This is a genomic window from Shouchella patagoniensis (genome assembly GCF_002019705.1).
Classification (GTDB): domain Bacteria; phylum Bacillota; class Bacilli; order Bacillales; family Bacillaceae_D; genus Shouchella; species Shouchella patagoniensis.
The window spans coordinates 998,085-1,012,962 of the sequence record NZ_KV917377.1 but is presented as its reverse complement, the minus strand read 5'-3'; the positions used below and the strand labels follow the sequence as shown (position 1 = coordinate 1,012,962).

At 39.0% G+C, this 14,878-nt stretch carries 17 protein-coding genes and 1 pseudogene; 12 read left to right on the top strand and 6 right to left on the bottom strand.

Annotation, left to right across the window (positions count from 1 at the left end; all coding sequences use genetic code 11):
- Positions 1-12: 12 nt before the first annotated feature.
- On the bottom strand, positions 13-243 hold the full coding sequence (locus BK584_RS25305) for an MATE family efflux transporter (RefSeq protein WP_078391654.1): 231 nt from the start codon (positions 241-243) through the stop codon (positions 13-15).
- Positions 244-332: 89 nt separating this feature from the next.
- On the opposite strand from BK584_RS25305, the gene BK584_RS05435 reads away from it, so the two are divergent.
- From BK584_RS05435 to BK584_RS05405, 7 genes are all read left to right on the top strand, one after another.
- On the top strand, positions 333-521 hold the full coding sequence (locus tag BK584_RS05435; protein ID WP_078391653.1) for a hypothetical protein: 189 nt from the start codon (positions 333-335) through the stop codon (positions 519-521).
- Positions 522-581: 60 nt separating this feature from the next.
- Positions 582-1,682 (top strand): mechanosensitive ion channel family protein, encoded by a 1,101-nt coding sequence (locus tag BK584_RS05430; RefSeq protein ID WP_078391652.1) that lies wholly within the window; start codon positions 582-584, stop codon positions 1,680-1,682.
- A gap of 192 nt (positions 1,683-1,874) precedes the next feature.
- Positions 1,875-2,771, top strand: coding sequence for an AEC family transporter (locus tag BK584_RS05425; protein WP_078391651.1), 897 nt, complete (start codon positions 1,875-1,877; stop codon positions 2,769-2,771).
- 63 nt (positions 2,772-2,834) lie between these two features.
- On the top strand, positions 2,835-3,554 hold the full coding sequence (gene dapD / locus BK584_RS05420) for a 2,3,4,5-tetrahydropyridine-2,6-dicarboxylate N-acetyltransferase (protein WP_078391650.1): 720 nt from the start codon (positions 2,835-2,837) through the stop codon (positions 3,552-3,554).
- 62 nt (positions 3,555-3,616) lie between these two features.
- Entirely contained in the window at positions 3,617-4,822 is a 1,206-nt protein-coding gene (locus BK584_RS05415; protein ID WP_078391649.1) for an aspartate aminotransferase family protein, read from the top strand.
- Positions 4,819-5,943 (top strand): N-acetyldiaminopimelate deacetylase, encoded by a 1,125-nt coding sequence (locus BK584_RS05410; RefSeq protein ID WP_078391648.1) that lies wholly within the window; start codon positions 4,819-4,821, stop codon positions 5,941-5,943. The genes BK584_RS05415 and BK584_RS05410 overlap by 4 nt, the downstream gene beginning before the upstream one ends.
- An 80-nt stretch (positions 5,944-6,023) precedes the next feature.
- A complete protein-coding gene (locus BK584_RS05405) occupies positions 6,024-6,269 on the top strand; it encodes a YkuS family protein (protein WP_078391647.1) in 246 nt (81 codons plus the stop codon).
- A 32-nt stretch (positions 6,270-6,301) separates the two neighbouring features.
- Here BK584_RS05405 and BK584_RS05400 read toward each other — a convergent pair whose 3' ends face one another.
- Positions 6,302-7,087, bottom strand: a complete 786-nt coding sequence (locus BK584_RS05400) for a mechanosensitive ion channel family protein (protein WP_078391646.1) — start codon at positions 7,085-7,087, stop codon at positions 6,302-6,304.
- 223 nt (positions 7,088-7,310) lie between these two features.
- On the opposite strand from BK584_RS05400, the gene BK584_RS05395 reads away from it, so the two are divergent.
- Positions 7,311-7,856, top strand: a complete 546-nt coding sequence (locus BK584_RS05395; RefSeq protein ID WP_078391645.1) for a peroxiredoxin — start codon at positions 7,311-7,313, stop codon at positions 7,854-7,856.
- Between the two features lie 72 nt (positions 7,857-7,928).
- The gene (locus BK584_RS05390; protein ID WP_078391644.1) at positions 7,929-8,387 is read left to right on the top strand and encodes a redoxin domain-containing protein; all 459 of its coding nucleotides are present in this window, start codon (positions 7,929-7,931) and stop codon (positions 8,385-8,387) included.
- A gap of 128 nt (positions 8,388-8,515) precedes the next feature.
- Here the strand turns inward: BK584_RS05390 and rnjA are convergent, their stop codons facing one another.
- The 4 genes and pseudogenes from rnjA to BK584_RS25695 form a co-directional block, all read right to left on the bottom strand.
- Positions 8,516-10,183 (bottom strand): ribonuclease J1, encoded by a 1,668-nt coding sequence (rnjA, locus tag BK584_RS05385; RefSeq protein WP_078391643.1) that lies wholly within the window; start codon positions 10,181-10,183, stop codon positions 8,516-8,518.
- Entirely contained in the window at positions 10,180-10,395 is a 216-nt protein-coding gene (locus BK584_RS05380) for a DNA-dependent RNA polymerase subunit epsilon (protein WP_078391642.1), read from the bottom strand. Before BK584_RS05380 ends, rnjA begins: the two co-directional genes overlap by 4 nt.
- 294 nt (positions 10,396-10,689) lie before the next feature.
- Positions 10,690-11,241 carry a peptide deformylase gene (gene def, locus BK584_RS05375; protein ID WP_078391641.1) on the bottom strand — a complete coding sequence of 184 codons (552 nt, stop codon included), beginning with the start codon at positions 11,239-11,241 and terminating at the stop codon, positions 10,690-10,692.
- A 184-nt stretch (positions 11,242-11,425) separates the two neighbouring features.
- Positions 11,426-11,512, bottom strand: a pseudogene (locus BK584_RS25695) (YjcZ family sporulation protein); the annotation flags it as partial.
- Positions 11,513-11,771: 259 nt separating this feature from the next.
- Between BK584_RS25695 and BK584_RS05365 the strand changes: the two are divergent.
- The 3 genes from BK584_RS05365 to BK584_RS05355 all read left to right on the top strand — a co-directional run bounded on the left by BK584_RS05365 (position 11,772) and on the right by BK584_RS05355 (position 14,866).
- Positions 11,772-12,425, top strand: coding sequence for a YkyA family protein (locus tag BK584_RS05365; protein ID WP_169871075.1), 654 nt, complete (start codon positions 11,772-11,774; stop codon positions 12,423-12,425).
- 353 nt (positions 12,426-12,778) lie between these two features.
- Positions 12,779-13,885 (top strand): pyruvate dehydrogenase (acetyl-transferring) E1 component subunit alpha, encoded by a 1,107-nt coding sequence (gene pdhA, locus BK584_RS05360; protein ID WP_078395422.1) that lies wholly within the window; start codon positions 12,779-12,781, stop codon positions 13,883-13,885.
- Positions 13,886-13,888: 3 nt separating this feature from the next.
- On the top strand, positions 13,889-14,866 hold the full coding sequence (locus tag BK584_RS05355; protein ID WP_078391638.1) for an alpha-ketoacid dehydrogenase subunit beta: 978 nt from the start codon (positions 13,889-13,891) through the stop codon (positions 14,864-14,866).
- Positions 14,867-14,878: the final 12 nt, after the last annotated feature.

The window sequence follows — 14,878 nt, the reverse complement described above, 5'->3', positions numbered from 1 at the left end:
TTTCTGGCCCAGTTATTGTCCAATAATTGGGGTGACTGAAAGCAATCCGCCTACAGCTGCCATAATCGGCATCCACAGACTTGAACCAATTGCAACTCCTGCAAGATCGTCTGTACCGGCCCGGCCGGACATCATTGTGTCAACGACATTTATAGCTGTATACCCAACTTGAGTAACTAATATTGGCCATATAATGGCGAGCATTAATCTTATTTTCTGTTTTCTTGATGTGGTTGGATACATTCATCCAGGCGCCTTTCAACTCCTCGCAGCATAATGGAGAAATAAACGTACAAGCTAATCGTACCACTAATGATAAGGGAGAACACGAAATGAAAAAAAGTCCGATTGTTTTGATTGCTGTAACAGTAGTGCTTGTGTATGTAATGAAAAATAAACCTGAAGGCAGGACTATTATAAACACTCATTCTGAATTTGCAAATGAATTAACGCCATTCATTAGTGACGGTATAAATGCTCAGTCACTAATGGGTCGATTAATAAGAGAGCTTTTACAATAGCAGGCAATGCATATACATGATAAAATGAAACAAGAGAATATGGTAAGAGGTGTTTCCTAGATGATTTCATTGTGGGAAGATACAGTTGCGTCCATAACGACCTTTCGCTGGATGGATTTGCTTATCGCAATTGGTATTTTTTTCGTTTTTCTTGTTTTTCGCAAATTGTTTACAAAATACTTGTTTCGTATTATTTTAGGCATATCAAGAAAAACACATGCAACATTATTAACTCAGTTGCTCTTATCTTATGAGCGACCATTACGTGCACTATTTGTCGTAATTGGTGCTTTTGTAGCACTTTCAAACTTTGGTGTTGTTGTGGCGGACAGTACGATTTTAAGTAATCTTTTTTCAGCAAGTCTAGTCATCCTTGGAGGATGGGGACTGTACAATTACGTATCTACGCACGGCACATTTATGGCATTTACGAAGCAAAAATTACACCTAAGCGATGATCATATGTTGATTCCATTTATATCAAATATTCTTCGATTTGTTGTCATCGCCCTCACGTCCGTGACGGTGTTGTCTAGCTTTGGTGTAGATGTTAACGGGTTTATTGCTGGGCTTGGTCTTGGTGGATTAGCGTTTGCTTTAGCTGCACAGGAGACTGTAGCTAACTTCTTTGGTGGAATTGTTATCATAACAGAGAAGCCGTTTAAAAAAGGCGATTGGATTTCTTCTGCTTCTGTTGAGGGAACAGTTGAAGACATCACTTTTCGAAGTACTAAGATTAGAACCTTCGCGGATGCAGTTGTTGTTGTTCCAAACAAAACCCTTTCAAATGAAGCGATTACGAACTGGTCAGAGATGAATATGAGACGAGTTAATTATTCCATTGGGGTTGGACAAGAAACATCGAGAGTGGAACTGGAGCACGCCGTGCAAGAGATCCGTAAATTAATTTTAAGTCATTCAGGTGTAGTATCAGATACAGTAATGATTTATTTTGATGAATTTGCAGAGTCAAGTTACAATATTTTTATCTATTATTTCACAAAAACAGTGTCATGGTCAGAGTGGCATGAAGTGAAAGAGGAAATCAATTTTGAGATTTTAGATATTCTTGCTAAAGAAGGGGTTTCTGTTTTAAAACCAATTGTTGTTTTTGATCAACAGGAACATGAGTATCAATTAGAAAAATCTGAAAGCAACTAATAAAGATACCCTTGCGCAAATGCAGGGGGTCTTTGTTTTTTAGCTATCTTTCCTAATAGTCAATGGTCAGCTATAATAGTATCGATGAAACTGTTAATTTAGTGAAAATGAATACTCTGTTTATAAGTGATTTTATTAATTAAAAGCGAACCTTGTGTTCGTTTTTCTTTTTCGTAAAGAGGGAGATCTAAAATGGTTATTTTTATTCAAGTTGTTTTACCTGTATGCATCGTTTTTGTTGCTGGTTTTTTACTTCAGCGAGCTTTTATGCTTGATATTCGTTCAATCTCAACTCTCGCCATATATATAATGACTCCTTGTTTGGTTTTTCGTACCTTTTATGTATCACCTTTAGATATTGAGTATGCTTATATGATTGTGTTTGCATTAGTGTTGATGTTTTCATTAATCTTCTTGACGAAGTGTTATGCACGATTGCGAAAGCTAACTGTGAATGAAGAAAGTGGCATGATTTTAACGACAGCTTTTATGAACGTCGGAAACTACGGGACACCCATTATCCTATTTGCCTATGGTGAAGGTGCATTCGTTCTTGCTGTTTCTTTTATGGTGTTGCAATCGATTCTTATGAATCTTTTTGGTGTCTATTATGCAGCAAAAGGAAGGGCCCCTATATCAGGGGCAATAAAAGCCATTTTTCGAATGCCGGCTACATATGCAACAGTTATAGCGCTTTGTTTTAATGCACTATCGATCTCAGTACCGGCAAATTTGTTTTTAACGATTGATATGATCGCTGAAGCTGCTATTCCTACAGTGATGTTAATTTTAGGAATGCAGTTGGCAATGATTGAATGGCATGGTTTTAAGTGGGAACGAATTAGTGCTGCCGTTATATTGCGTATGGTAATTTCCCCGGCGCTAGCTTTTATCATTGTTTTTTTTCTTCCTATCAGTGATCAATTAGGAAAGATATTAATTGTTTCTGCTGCCATGCCTAGTGCAGCTACTATAGTTATGTATGCTGTTCAATTTGATGCACAACCAAAATTAGTATCAACTATAACTTTAATGACTACATTGGTTAGTTTGTTTTCAATAACGTTTATTATTTGGATTTTAGGCTAGCCGATTGCATTTTTTGGCGACACACTTTATCATAATGAACAGTAACATAAGGAGGCTACACAAATGAAAATGATGGATGCAAACGAGATTATTCAATTTATTTCTAAAGCTGAAAAGAAAACACCTGTAAAAGTACATATAAAAGGGCAGTTAGACACGTTAACTTTTGGTGAAAGTGTACAAGCGTTTATTACTGGTTCTGTAGGTGTTGTTTTTGGTGATTGGGATGAAATCGGACCTGTACTCAATGAAAATAAAGCTGCAATTGAAGATTATGTTGTAGAAAACGATCGTCGTTACTCAGCTATTCCACTTCTTGATTTAAAAGGAATTGAAGCGCGTATTGAGCCGGGTGCCATCATCCGTGATCAAGTAGAAATTGGAAAAGGCGCAGTCATAATGATGGGGGCAAGCATTAATATTGGAGCAGTTATCGGAGAAGGCACAATGATCGATATGAATGCGGTCCTTGGAGGGCGTGCAACAGTAGGGAAGAACTGCCATATTGGCGCGGGCTCTGTACTTGCTGGTGTAATTGAACCACCATCTGCTTCTCCTGTTATTATTGAAGATGGCGTAGTTGTTGGTGCAAATGCTGTTATTTTAGAGGGCGTTCGGGTTGGAGCAGGTGCTGTTGTTGCTGCTGGCGCGATTGTCACAGAGGATGTTCCTGAAAACACGGTAGTTGCAGGAACGCCTGCACGTGTGATAAAAGAAATAGATGAGAAAACAAAAGGAAAAACAGAGATCAAACAAGAACTTCGTCGTTTGAACGAAGATTGATATGAAACAACAGCTTTGCCCCTTGGCAAAGCTGTTTTCATAGAAAGAGGAGTGGCATAGTCGTGAATTGGATTGAACGGGATAATCAAGCAATCATGTCAACATATGGACGTTTACCGCTTGTCGTGAAAGAAGGACAAGGAAATTATTTAATTGATGAGGAAGGTAATCGTTATTTGGACTTGATAACAGGTCTGGCTGTTAATGTTATTGGTCATTCTCATCCTGAAATAACAAAAACATTAGTGGATCAAGGAAGCAAATTCTTACATATTTCAAATTTATATGTAAACAAACCAGCTGTTGAATTAGCAGAAGAACTTAGTAATTCTACAATAGGAGGAAAAGTTTTTTTTGCAAACTCTGGAGCTGAAGCAACCGAGGCCGTTATAAAATTAGTTCATAAATGGAGTAAAGCAAATGAGAGCAAAAAAGGAATTGTTGTACTTAAACAAAGCTTTCATGGACGGACGCTTGGTGCATTAAAATTAACAAGACAACAAGGCGTATATCAAGATTTCCCTTTACATGATTTGCCCGTTTTTGAGGTAGAAGCTGAAAATCTTGAGGAATTGGAACATGTGATTCAACAACATCAACCAGCTGCTTTACTTATGGAACCAGTTCTAGGTTCTGGCGGTGTAGTGCCGTTGACGGAAACATTTATTAATCAAGCTGCCGTTTTAAGTAAAGAACATGGGATGCTTTTCTGTATGGATGAAATTCAAACAGGCATGGGACGTACAGGAGAATTGTTTGCATATATGCATACAGATATAAAACCAGATATTATTTTGTTTGCAAAAGGAGTTGGGGGAGGATTGCCTTTAGGAGGGCTCATCGTAAAACCTGAACTAAATAATCTTTTCTTACCAGGTGATCATGGAACAACCTTTGCTCCCTCTCCACTTAGTAGTGCCCTTGGGCTAACAGTATTAAACGTTTTAAATACAGGTGTATTGGAACAAAGTAAAAATGTAGCAGTTGTTCTGCATCAGCAGTTAGCTCAAGTGCAAATGGAATTTCCAGATTTCCTAGGTTCTTTTAGAGGAAAAGGGATGATGATTGGCCTCCCAACAAAACTTAAACCTGAAGAGGCAAAAGCCCTTCAGCGGACAATGATAAATAAAGGTATATTAATCGATATTACACAAAAAACAATCATAAGATTGCTTCCACCTCTTACGCTTACTCAGCAAGAAGCAAATCATTTTATTCAAGTTTTCCGCGAGGCAATAAAAGATGTAAAGAGGTCGTTAATATCATGAATACATTGGACTCCTTATCATTACGTCGTAACTTACATCAAATTCCGGAAATAGGATTCCAAGAAGTGAAAACACAACAGCTGCTTCTTGAAATGATTGCTGAAATGAATCAAACGTATTTGCAAGTTAAAACATGGAGAACTGGAATTTTTGTTAGAGTTGAAGGGAAATCGACGTATACGATTGCATATCGGGCAGATATGGATGGACTTCCTTTGAATGAAAAAACGGATCTCCCATTTAAATCAACACACCAAGGTGCTATGCATGCGTGCGGCCATGATCTCCATATGGCAATTGCGATGGGGATTCTTAGCCATTTTAGTGAAGAACAACCAGACTGTACTCTATTATTTATTTTTCAGCCTGCTGAAGAAGGACCAGGCGGAGCAAAACCAATTTTAGAGGAAGACGCATTAGCAGATTGGACTCCGGACGAAATCTATGCACTTCATATTGATCCGAATTTACCAGTAGGGACGATTTCAACAAAACCTGGATTGCTATTTGCGAATACATCTGAATTATTTATTGACTTTAAAGGGCAAGGTGGACATGCGGCATATCCACATACCGCTAATGACATGGTGGTGGCAGCTGCGCATTTTGTTACGCAAATACAGACGATTATATCAAGAAATATCGACCCTCTTGATTCTGCTGTTGTGACAATTGGCGTGATTGCAGGAGGTACAAAGCAAAATGTTATAGCGGAACACGCGCGAGTTGAAGGGACAATTCGAACACTTTCTATTAATTCAATGGAGAAAGTAAAAGAGAGAATTGAATCGTTAATAAAAGGGTTAGAATTAGGTTTTCAATGCACAGCAAAGATTGATTATGGTGCAAATTATTGTGAAGTTTATAACGATCCTAAGTTAACGGAATCATTTCAGTCTTTTACTGAAAAACAAGAAAACGTCTCTTTTGTACAAGCAAAAGAAGCGATGACTGGGGAAGATTTTGGCTATTTTTTGAGAGAGATTCCAGGTATGATGTTTTGGCTTGGTGTTGACAGCGACTTTGGACTTCATGATCAACGTTTAAACCCAAAAGAAGAGGCAATGCCGCTAGCTATTACACACATGGTCTCTTTTTTAAAAAATAAAAAAGGCAACTAGTGTGATGAACTTGATTCGTTGATGAATAATCATGCTCCTTTAGCACATACTAGTGCTATCTAAAAAAGGGGGTTATCACCATGGCGAAAATTGGGGTTCAGTCAGGTCTTTCTGATGTTCAACAAGAGTTGCAAGGAATGGGTTATGATGTCGTACAAATTAATAATGAAGAAGAAGGACAAGGTTGCGATTGTTGTGTTGTCTCTGGAAGAGATCCAGATGTTGCAGGAATGAGTCCACAGGGCGATATGAGTATTATTTCTGCTGATGGTCTGACCGCTCAAGAAATTGGACAACGTGTTCAACAGACTTTGCAAAATCAATAAAAAAAAGAGGCTTTCAATTGAAAGCCTCTTTTTTACATTTCTTTTTCAGACTGATCTTCTTCATAAGACGTACGGATGGTTTTGCGGATTGCTCTTTCCACATCCCATTGCTGCATGTTCCCTGTTTTAGCAATAATACGAATAACCGTTGTCGACATATCATCTGTTTCTACACCAACAACTTCTGGACCAGAAATAATAGCTGGGTGTGAAAAGTGTTTTAAAGCGTCTTGCACCACTTGGATCGATTCTTCTGTTTTTTTACCAGCCGGAACGGTAAGGTCGACTAGGGCACGCATGTTGCCACGTGAGTGGTTATCAACATTCAAGATATTCCTATTAGGCAAATAATGAAGGGTACCATCAAAGCCACGAATTAAGGTTGTCCGAAACCCGAGTTCTTCCACGATCCCATCGACCCCACCAGCAGTAACATAATCGCCTACCTCTAACTGGCGTTCAAGTAATAAAAAGAATCCGGTCACAACATCACTGACAAGTCCTTGAGCACCAAAACCGATTGCAAGGCCAAGCACCCCAGCAGCTGCTAATAGCGGTCCTAAATGAAAGCCTAACGACTCTAAGATGTTAAAAGCAATAATGAAAAACAATACATAGGAAAACACATTTAGCATTAACTTTTCTAATGTTTTCAGACGTGCTTGCGATGTTTGACTAGAGCGTGGTTTTTGAAAGACTTTTGAAATCATTTTTCGACCGGCAACTCTAACGAGAAAGAATATAATTAAAGCGAGAATGATTTGCCAGACTGTTTGAGCGATAGGGTGATCTAACCAACTATAAAAATCAACATTCATTTTTTAATCCTCCTAATTGACTTGAGGGTAGCATAAATAGAGATAAATCTCAAAAGATAAACTGGAAATGAGAAGGTCTTCCTAGATAAATCCCTATTCTATAGCTTCATTCCGTCTAAAGATTGTCTTTTAGATTAAATTCATTCTTAATTAAAATTGACTCGTAATAGGATCACCTTTATAATGTGGACTGTATGGATTACTGAGGAGGTATTAGAGAGATATGACTGAAAAACGTATGGTAGGTAAGCAAGCTCCACGCTTTGAAATGGACGCTGTGCTTCCAAACAAAGAATTTGGTAAGGTAAGCCTAGAAGAAAATATGAAAAATGATAAATGGACAGTATTGTTCTTTTATCCAATGGATTTCACTTTTGTGTGTCCAACTGAAATTACATCTTTAAGTGATCGTTTTGATGAGTTTGAAGATCTTGATGCTGAAGTGATTGGTGTATCTACAGACACAATTCACACGCATAAAGCGTGGATTAATACGTCTCGTGACGATAACGGTCTTGGAGATTTAGAATATTCACTAGCGGCAGATACGAACCATTCTGTAGCTCGTGAGTATGGCGTTTTAATTGAAGATGAAGGTGTTGCGCTTCGTGGACTTTTCATCATTAGCCCAGAGGGCGAATTAATGTATTCTGTTGTTAACCATAACAACATTGGGCGTGACGTTGATGAGACACTTCGCGTACTTCAAGCGCTTCAAACGGGTGGATTGTGCCCGGCAAACTGGAAGCCTGGACAAGCTACACTTTAATAGGAAAGAATGTATGAGGTCTAGCCAATGTGTTAGGCCTCTGTTCTTCGATCATAGAGGAGGATTATTGATATGGCTTTAAAACTACGTTCACAAATGCCTGAACTTACAGGTGCAACGGAGTGGCTCAACGGGGAACTCTCAAAAGAAGATTTAGTGGGAGGTAAGCCAACTCTTATTCATTTTTGGTCTATTAGTTGTGGATTATGCAAAGAGGCAATGCCAAATGTTAATGAATTCCGCGATCAGTATAACGAGCAATTAAATGTAATTGCTGTCCATATGCCTCGTTCTGAGAAGGATTTAGATCTTGATGAAATTAAAAAGGTAGCGGCAGAACATGGCATTAGTCAACCGATTTTTGTTGATAGTGAGCATAAATTAACGGATGCATTTGAAAATGAATATGTGCCAGCTTATTATGTTTTTGATGCAGAAGGTCAACTGCGCCACTTTCAAGCAGGTGGAGGCGGTATGAAAATGCTGACTAAACGGGTGAATCGAGTGCTTGGAATAAAAGAAGAAAAGTAAGCAGCGTTCTATCTAGGACTTAGTCCAAAAAACCTCTGAGATAGCTCTCAGAGGTTTTTTGGACTGTATTCAAGGTTGGGGTTTGCTTTATCCTAGTTAAAAGAGCGCTGCAAAAGCAGCGCTCTTTTTTAAACTTCCATAATGATTGGAAGAATCATTGGTTTTCTTTTTGTACGTTCATATAGAAATGGTCCAAGCAGATCGGTCATTTCGTTTTTAATCTCAGACCATTGGTTTGTTTTTCTTTCCATCACATCATCTAAGTGTTTAGCCAGCAATTTTTGAGCTTCATGTATTAAATCACCGGATTCTCTCATATAAACAAATCCACGAGAAATAATATCTGGTCCTGCTGTTACTTTAAATTCTTTCATATCTAGGCTAACAACAACAATTACTAAGCCTTCTTCGGAAAGAATTCGTCGATCCCGTAAAACAATGTTACCAATATCTCCAATGCCGTTTCCATCCACATAAACCGAACCAGAAGGAATTTTACTGACGACTCCTGCCTCATTTGGATGGAGGGCTAAAACATCGCCATTATCCATAATAAAGCAATTCTCTTCAAGAACACCACAGTCTTGTGCTAATCGATTGTGTGTGCGGAGCATTCGATACTCTCCGTGAATAGGAAGAAAATATTGAGGCTTCATTAGGCGCAGCATCAATTTTTGTTCTTCTTGTCCACCATGTCCAGATGTATGGATATCACTTAGCGGTCCGTGAATGACATTGGCCCCAGCGCGGTATAATTGATTAATGATTTTTCCGACAGACAACGTATTTCCTGGAATAGGTGAAGAAGAGAATACAACAGTGTCGCCAGGGATGATTTGAATTTGACGGTGTGTGCCAAAAGCGATTCGTGATAGAGCCGCCATTGGTTCTCCTTGGCTTCCAGTACAAAGGATTGTTACTTTATTATCTGGTAACTTGTTTAACTGGGAATGCTCAATAAACGTTTGTTTTGGTGCAGTAATATAGCCAAGTTCTTGTCCAATCGCAATTGCGGATTCCATGCTTCTACCAAATACACATACTTTCCGGTCATGAGTGACAGCTGCCTCTATCACTTGTTGCAAACGATGAATATTGGACGCAAAGGTTGCAAAAATAATCCGACCATCAACTTTTTGAAAGACGTTATTAATGCTGTCTCCAACTTTTCTTTCTGACATAGTGAAATCGGGGATTTCACTATTGGTACTATCTGATAGAAGGCAAAGAACACCTTCTTCCCCGATTTTTGCCATTTTCGTTAGGTTAGCGGGTTCCCCGACTGGTGTGAAATCAAATTTAAAATCGCCTGTATGAACGATATTTCCAGGTGGAGTTTTTACAACAATGCCATAAGAATCTGGGATACTATGGGTTGTCCGGAAAAACGAAACAGAGGTTTTAGTAAACTTGATGACTTGGTCTTCAGAGATATCATGTAGTTTAGCGGTACGTAGTAGGCCATGTTCTTCGAGTTTTCCTTTTAAAAGGCCAAGAGCTAATTTGCCACCGTAAACATCAATATTTAATTCTCTTAACAAATAAGGGATTCCACCGATATGATCTTCATGACCGTGTGTGATGAAAAGACCTTTAATTTTATCTCGATTCTTAACAAGATACGTATAATCAGGGATCACATAATCAATTCCGAGAAGGTCATCTTCTGGGAACATGATGCCAGCATCAATTAAAATAATTTCGTCTTGAAACTGCACACCGTATGTGTTTTTGCCGATTTCGCCCATGCCACCAAGTGCAAAAACGGCTGTTTGGTTATTCTTTACTTGTTTCATGATGAACGTGTCACAACCTTATAATCCTCATGCTCTTTTTCATAACTAAGGTATGCTCCTGTAAGAGCTGTTACATATTCGATGTTGTAGCCTTCGGGAGCCAATTTTAAGCGAACATCACTTTCACTCTCGGCTTCTATGTACAAAGATTCCGTACGCTCGCGGACTGGAGCTTGGCTAGCATCTTCTTGGTAGTATACTTTAAAAATCATTCTGTCCTCTCCTTTAAACGGTATTCATTTCATTATATAGGAAAATCGTGTAGATTTCATGGTTTGTTTTAAATGAAGAAAAGCCAACCTACATTTTCAGATTGGCTTTTCTAGTTTTTCCTTGTGTTAAAAAACTTAAACGTCCAAGTACAGGGTTTTTGGTAATAGGTTTTTACAACCGTTTACCAGCTTTCTGCGCCACTTCTTTAGCATGTAAATACTCCTCTCGGTCGTTGGATCTTATTTTATAGTGTAAACAGCATTGACAGAAGAAACCGAGGGAGTTTATGCCAGTTAAAGCGCGAAGCCCGGTAATGGCTTTTTATGGGGGTCGTTTAACCCTTCAATTCTGTCATAGAACATAATGCCATCTAAATGATCAAGCTCATGTTGGAACACTATAGCGATATAGCCCCTAAGTCTTAGCGTAACAGGGTTCCCTTCGTGATCAATTCCTTTAACTGTAAGGCGAGCATGACGAGGGACAAGTCCTTCAACTTCTCGGTCAACGGAGAGGCAACCTTCGCCATTTTCAAGTTCATTTTTTTCTATTGAATGGCTGACAACTTTAGGATTTGCAATTCCTAAGCTGTACTCTTTACCATTTTCATCTGTAGCATGGACTGCGAACATACGTTTTGAAACGCCGATTTGTGGTGCGGCTAAGCCGACCCCTGGTCGAAGTCCGTATTTTTCTGCTATTTCTGGATCCTGGCTATTTTTAATAAACTCTAGCATGGATAGAAGTGTTTGTTTATCTATATCTGATAAAGGAAGACCAACAGGTTCTGCTACTTTACGCAAGACAGGGTTTCCTTCACGGACAATTTGATCCATTGTAATCATATGTATCACTCCTTCGTTTCTCTCACTTTAGTTTAAGGATATTCGTCTTACAGTGCAAGGGCAAAAAAAAGCAGACGCTAGGCATAGCGCTGCTTTTTTCCTGTATATGAAAGTCTTATTTTTTTGGACCTGGTCCAGGTCCAGGGCCTTGGCAAGGTCCGCCACATTCAGGACCTTCGTCTCCACCGCTAAACCAAGAAGCGCCAACAATAATTAGAAGGATAAAAAGAACGACAATCAATGCAAAACCTTTGCCACCGCCGCCGTAACCTCCACCATACCCGTAAGACTCACAACATTGTTCACCGTATCCACCATATCCACCGTATCCGTAACTCATCTGATATTCCTCCTTAGGTTATCTCATTTCTTAGGCTATTCAATACTTATCGTATGCAGGTGGGCACGGAATGGTTGGATAAACGCCCATTTATTTGAAAAAAAATCGGGTCTTACTTGCCAAACATTCCTATGTCAGATATTGTGATATTAGATAAATAAGGTTGAAAAAGGTCGAAGGAGGAGAATTTGTGTCAAATAAGAAATTATTGGCTGGGTTTGCTTGTTCAGCATTGTTTTTAGCTGCATGTAGCCAAACAGCAACGGAAACGATTCACGACCACTTGGAACAAGCGGCTGAAATAGAAAATGAGGGTTTTGATACTCAACAACAACCTCTAGTTGATGCGGAAGAACGGGGAACAGAGCTTTACTCTCAAATTGTTGAGCTTGATATGGATCAATTTGAAGAAATTGTGGAGCTAGCGGATCAAGCGATTGAAACAGTGAATGAAAGACGTGAGCTTATTTCAACGGAACAAGAAAGTATCGAAGAGGGTTATAGTGAATTTGAAAATGCGGAAGCTTCTTTTGAAGATCTAGAAGATGATGAATTAAAGGTGCTTGCAGAAGAGATGCAAACGGCTATGGATGAAAGGCACGGGAGTTATCAGACGCTATATACTTTATATAATGAAGCACTTGATTTAGATGAGCAATTATATGAAATGCTTAAAGACGAAGAGCTTGATGTTGATACTTTAACAGGACATATTGATACAACAAATGAAAAGTACGAAGAGTTACAAGAAGCTACAAACAACTTCAATGATCATACTACTACATATAATGATGCGAAACGGGCGTTTTATGAAGCGTCTGACCTAGAAGTGCGCTTTGAATAAGCGTGCTTTTTTGTGATAGGAATGAAAGTCTGTACTAGTTCACATTCGTTATATACTATAACACAGTCGAAATTTATGGTTATAATGAGCTGTTAACAATTAACACAAATAATAAGTAAGCAAAAGGATTGACGTTATGTTCATTCTTCATGTAGACTTACTTACAAAGATGGGTTGTACTACTGATTATAATTTTTTTTTGTAACAGTTGAACGATTGCTCATCCGCTATTATTAGGGCTGGTTTAAGAAGCCGCCTATGCGGTTATGTATCCTTATGGATTGGGTATGCTAAAGGTGCGTTCGTTAATGAATGTTTATACAAGCAAGAAAGCACATACCGCTTTTTTTAATATGAGAGGATTGGTGGACAAATTGAGTACTAAAACAATTGCGCAAGTCGAAGAGCAATTTGAAACCTTCCAGATTTTGAATGAGGAAGGTGAAGTCGTAAATGAATCAGCTATGCCTGATCTAAGCGACGAACAGTTACAAGAATTAATGCGTCGTATGGTATACACGCGTATTTGGGATCAGCGTGCAATTTCGTTGAATCGTCAAGGAAGATTGGGCTTTTACGCTCCTACAGCTGGACAGGAAGCCTCACAGCTTGGTTCTCATTTTGCACTTGATAAAGAAGATTGGATCTTGCCTGGATATCGTGATATTCCACAAATTGTGTTCCATGGTCTTCCACTTCATCAAGCTTTCTTATGGTCAAGAGGTCACTTTGGTGGTAGCCAGTTTGAAGAAGGACTAAATATTGTTGTTCCTCAGATTATCATTGGTGCTCAAATCGTTCAAACTGCTGGTGTTGCACTAGGTTTGAAACGTAAAAAGAAAGATAATATTGCAATCACTTACACGGGTGATGGCGGTGCTTCACAAGGTGATTTCTATGAAGGAATGAATTTTGCAGGTGCGTATAATGCTCCAGCGGTATTTATTGTTCAAAACAACCGTTTTGCAATTTCTGTACCAGTTGAGAAACAATCTGCTGCAAAAACAATTGCGCAAAAAGCAGTTGCTGCCGGTATTGAAGGCATTCAAGTAGATGGCATGGACGTCCTTGCTGTTTATAAAGCAACTCAAGATGCACGTAAACGCGCTCTTGCGGGAGAAGGTCCTACACTTATCGAAACATTAACTTATCGTTATGGTGCTCATACAATGGCTGGGGATGACCCGACTCGCTATCGTACTTCAGATGAAGATGATGAATGGGCGAAAAAAGATCCACTTATTCGTTTCCGTAAATTCCTTGAAGGCAAAAAGCTTTGGAGTGAAGACAAAGAAAACGAAGTCGTTGAACAAGCAAAAGAAGAAATTAAACAAGCTATTAAAGATGCAGATAGAACTCCAAAGCAAAATGTAACAGATTTGCTTGGATTTATGTTTGAAAATCCTCCTGTAAATATTCGTGAGCAGTTGGAAGAGTATACGGCAAAGGAGTCGAAGTAACCCATGGGTAATTGGACAATGGCACAAGCGATTACGGATGCCATGCGTAATGAGCTTAACAAAAATGAAGATGTCCTTGTGTTCGGAGAAGACGTTGGCAACAACGGCGGCGTATTCCGGGTAACGGAAGGTTTACAAAAAGAATTTGGCGAAGATCGCGTTTTTGATACCCCTCTTGCTGAGTCAGGTATTGGTGGATTGGCAATTGGTCTAGCGTTAACTGGTCATCGTCCGGTTATGGAAATTCAATTCTTTGGATTTGTATTTGAGGTTTTTGATTCAGTAGCTGGCCAAATGTCACGCTGGCGCTTTCGTTCCGGAAACACGCAAACTATGCCAATTACAGTTCGTTCTCCTTTTGGCGGAGGCGTTAAGACTCCGGAAATGCACGCAGATTCACTAGAAGGTCTTATGGCACAAACACCAGGATTGAAGGTTGTTATTCCTTCTAACCCTTATGATGCAAAAGGACTTTTAATTTCTGCCATTCGTGATAATGACCCTGTTGTATTCCTTGAACATATGAAATTATACCGTTCTTTCCGTCAAGATGTTCCTGAAGAAGAATATACAATAGAACTTGGTAAAGCAGATATTAAGCGTGAAGGTAAAGATATTACGATTATTGCTTACGGTGCAATGGTACAAGCATCAATGAAAGCTGCTGAAGAACTTGCGGAAGCTGGATTTGAAGCAGAAGTTATCGATTTAATGACTGTTAGCCCGTTTGATGTTGAAACAGTTATTGCATCTGTTGAAAAAACAAATCGTGCAATTGTTGTACAAGAAGCACAGAAACAAGCTGGAATTGCATCACAAATTGTTGCAGAGATTACTGAACGTGCAATTCTTTCACTTGAAGCTCCAGTTTTGCGAGTAACTTCACCTGATACAGTTTATCCGTTTGCTGCAGTTGAAGATGCATGGCTTCCAAACCCAGCTATTATCGTAGAAAAAGCAAAAGAAGTAATCAATTTCTAAATCTCCAAAAAG

Excerpts from the sequence above, each read along its gene's own strand:
- rnjA (WP_078391643.1), bottom strand. The coding sequence starts at position 10,183 with ATGAAACAAGTAAAGAATAACCAAACAGCCGTTTTTGCACTTGGTGGC.
- BK584_RS05425 (WP_078391651.1), top strand. The coding sequence starts at position 1,875 with ATGGTTATTTTTATTCAAGTTGTTTTACCTGTATGCATCGTTTTTGTT.
- BK584_RS05430 (WP_078391652.1), top strand. The coding sequence starts at position 582 with ATGATTTCATTGTGGGAAGATACAGTTGCGTCCATAACGACCTTTCGC.
- BK584_RS05435 (WP_078391653.1), top strand. The coding sequence starts at position 333 with ATGAAAAAAAGTCCGATTGTTTTGATTGCTGTAACAGTAGTGCTTGTG.
- BK584_RS05400 (WP_078391646.1), bottom strand. The coding sequence starts at position 7,087 with ATGAATGTTGATTTTTATAGTTGGTTAGATCACCCTATCGCTCAAACA.
- BK584_RS05395 (WP_078391645.1), top strand. The coding sequence starts at position 7,311 with ATGACTGAAAAACGTATGGTAGGTAAGCAAGCTCCACGCTTTGAAATG.
- BK584_RS05355 (WP_078391638.1), top strand. The coding sequence starts at position 13,889 with ATGGGTAATTGGACAATGGCACAAGCGATTACGGATGCCATGCGTAAT.
- BK584_RS05380 (WP_078391642.1), bottom strand. The coding sequence starts at position 10,395 with ATGATTTTTAAAGTATACTACCAAGAAGATGCTAGCCAAGCTCCAGTC.
- BK584_RS05390 (WP_078391644.1), top strand. The coding sequence starts at position 7,929 with ATGGCTTTAAAACTACGTTCACAAATGCCTGAACTTACAGGTGCAACG.
- BK584_RS25305 (WP_078391654.1), bottom strand. The coding sequence starts at position 243 with ATGTATCCAACCACATCAAGAAAACAGAAAATAAGATTAATGCTCGCC.
- def (WP_078391641.1), bottom strand. The coding sequence starts at position 11,241 with ATGATTACAATGGATCAAATTGTCCGTGAAGGAAACCCTGTCTTGCGT.
- BK584_RS05410 (WP_078391648.1), top strand. The coding sequence starts at position 4,819 with ATGAATACATTGGACTCCTTATCATTACGTCGTAACTTACATCAAATT.
- pdhA (WP_078395422.1), top strand. The coding sequence starts at position 12,779 with ATGAGAGGATTGGTGGACAAATTGAGTACTAAAACAATTGCGCAAGTC.
- dapD (WP_078391650.1), top strand. The coding sequence starts at position 2,835 with ATGAAAATGATGGATGCAAACGAGATTATTCAATTTATTTCTAAAGCT.
- BK584_RS05405 (WP_078391647.1), top strand. The coding sequence starts at position 6,024 with ATGGCGAAAATTGGGGTTCAGTCAGGTCTTTCTGATGTTCAACAAGAG.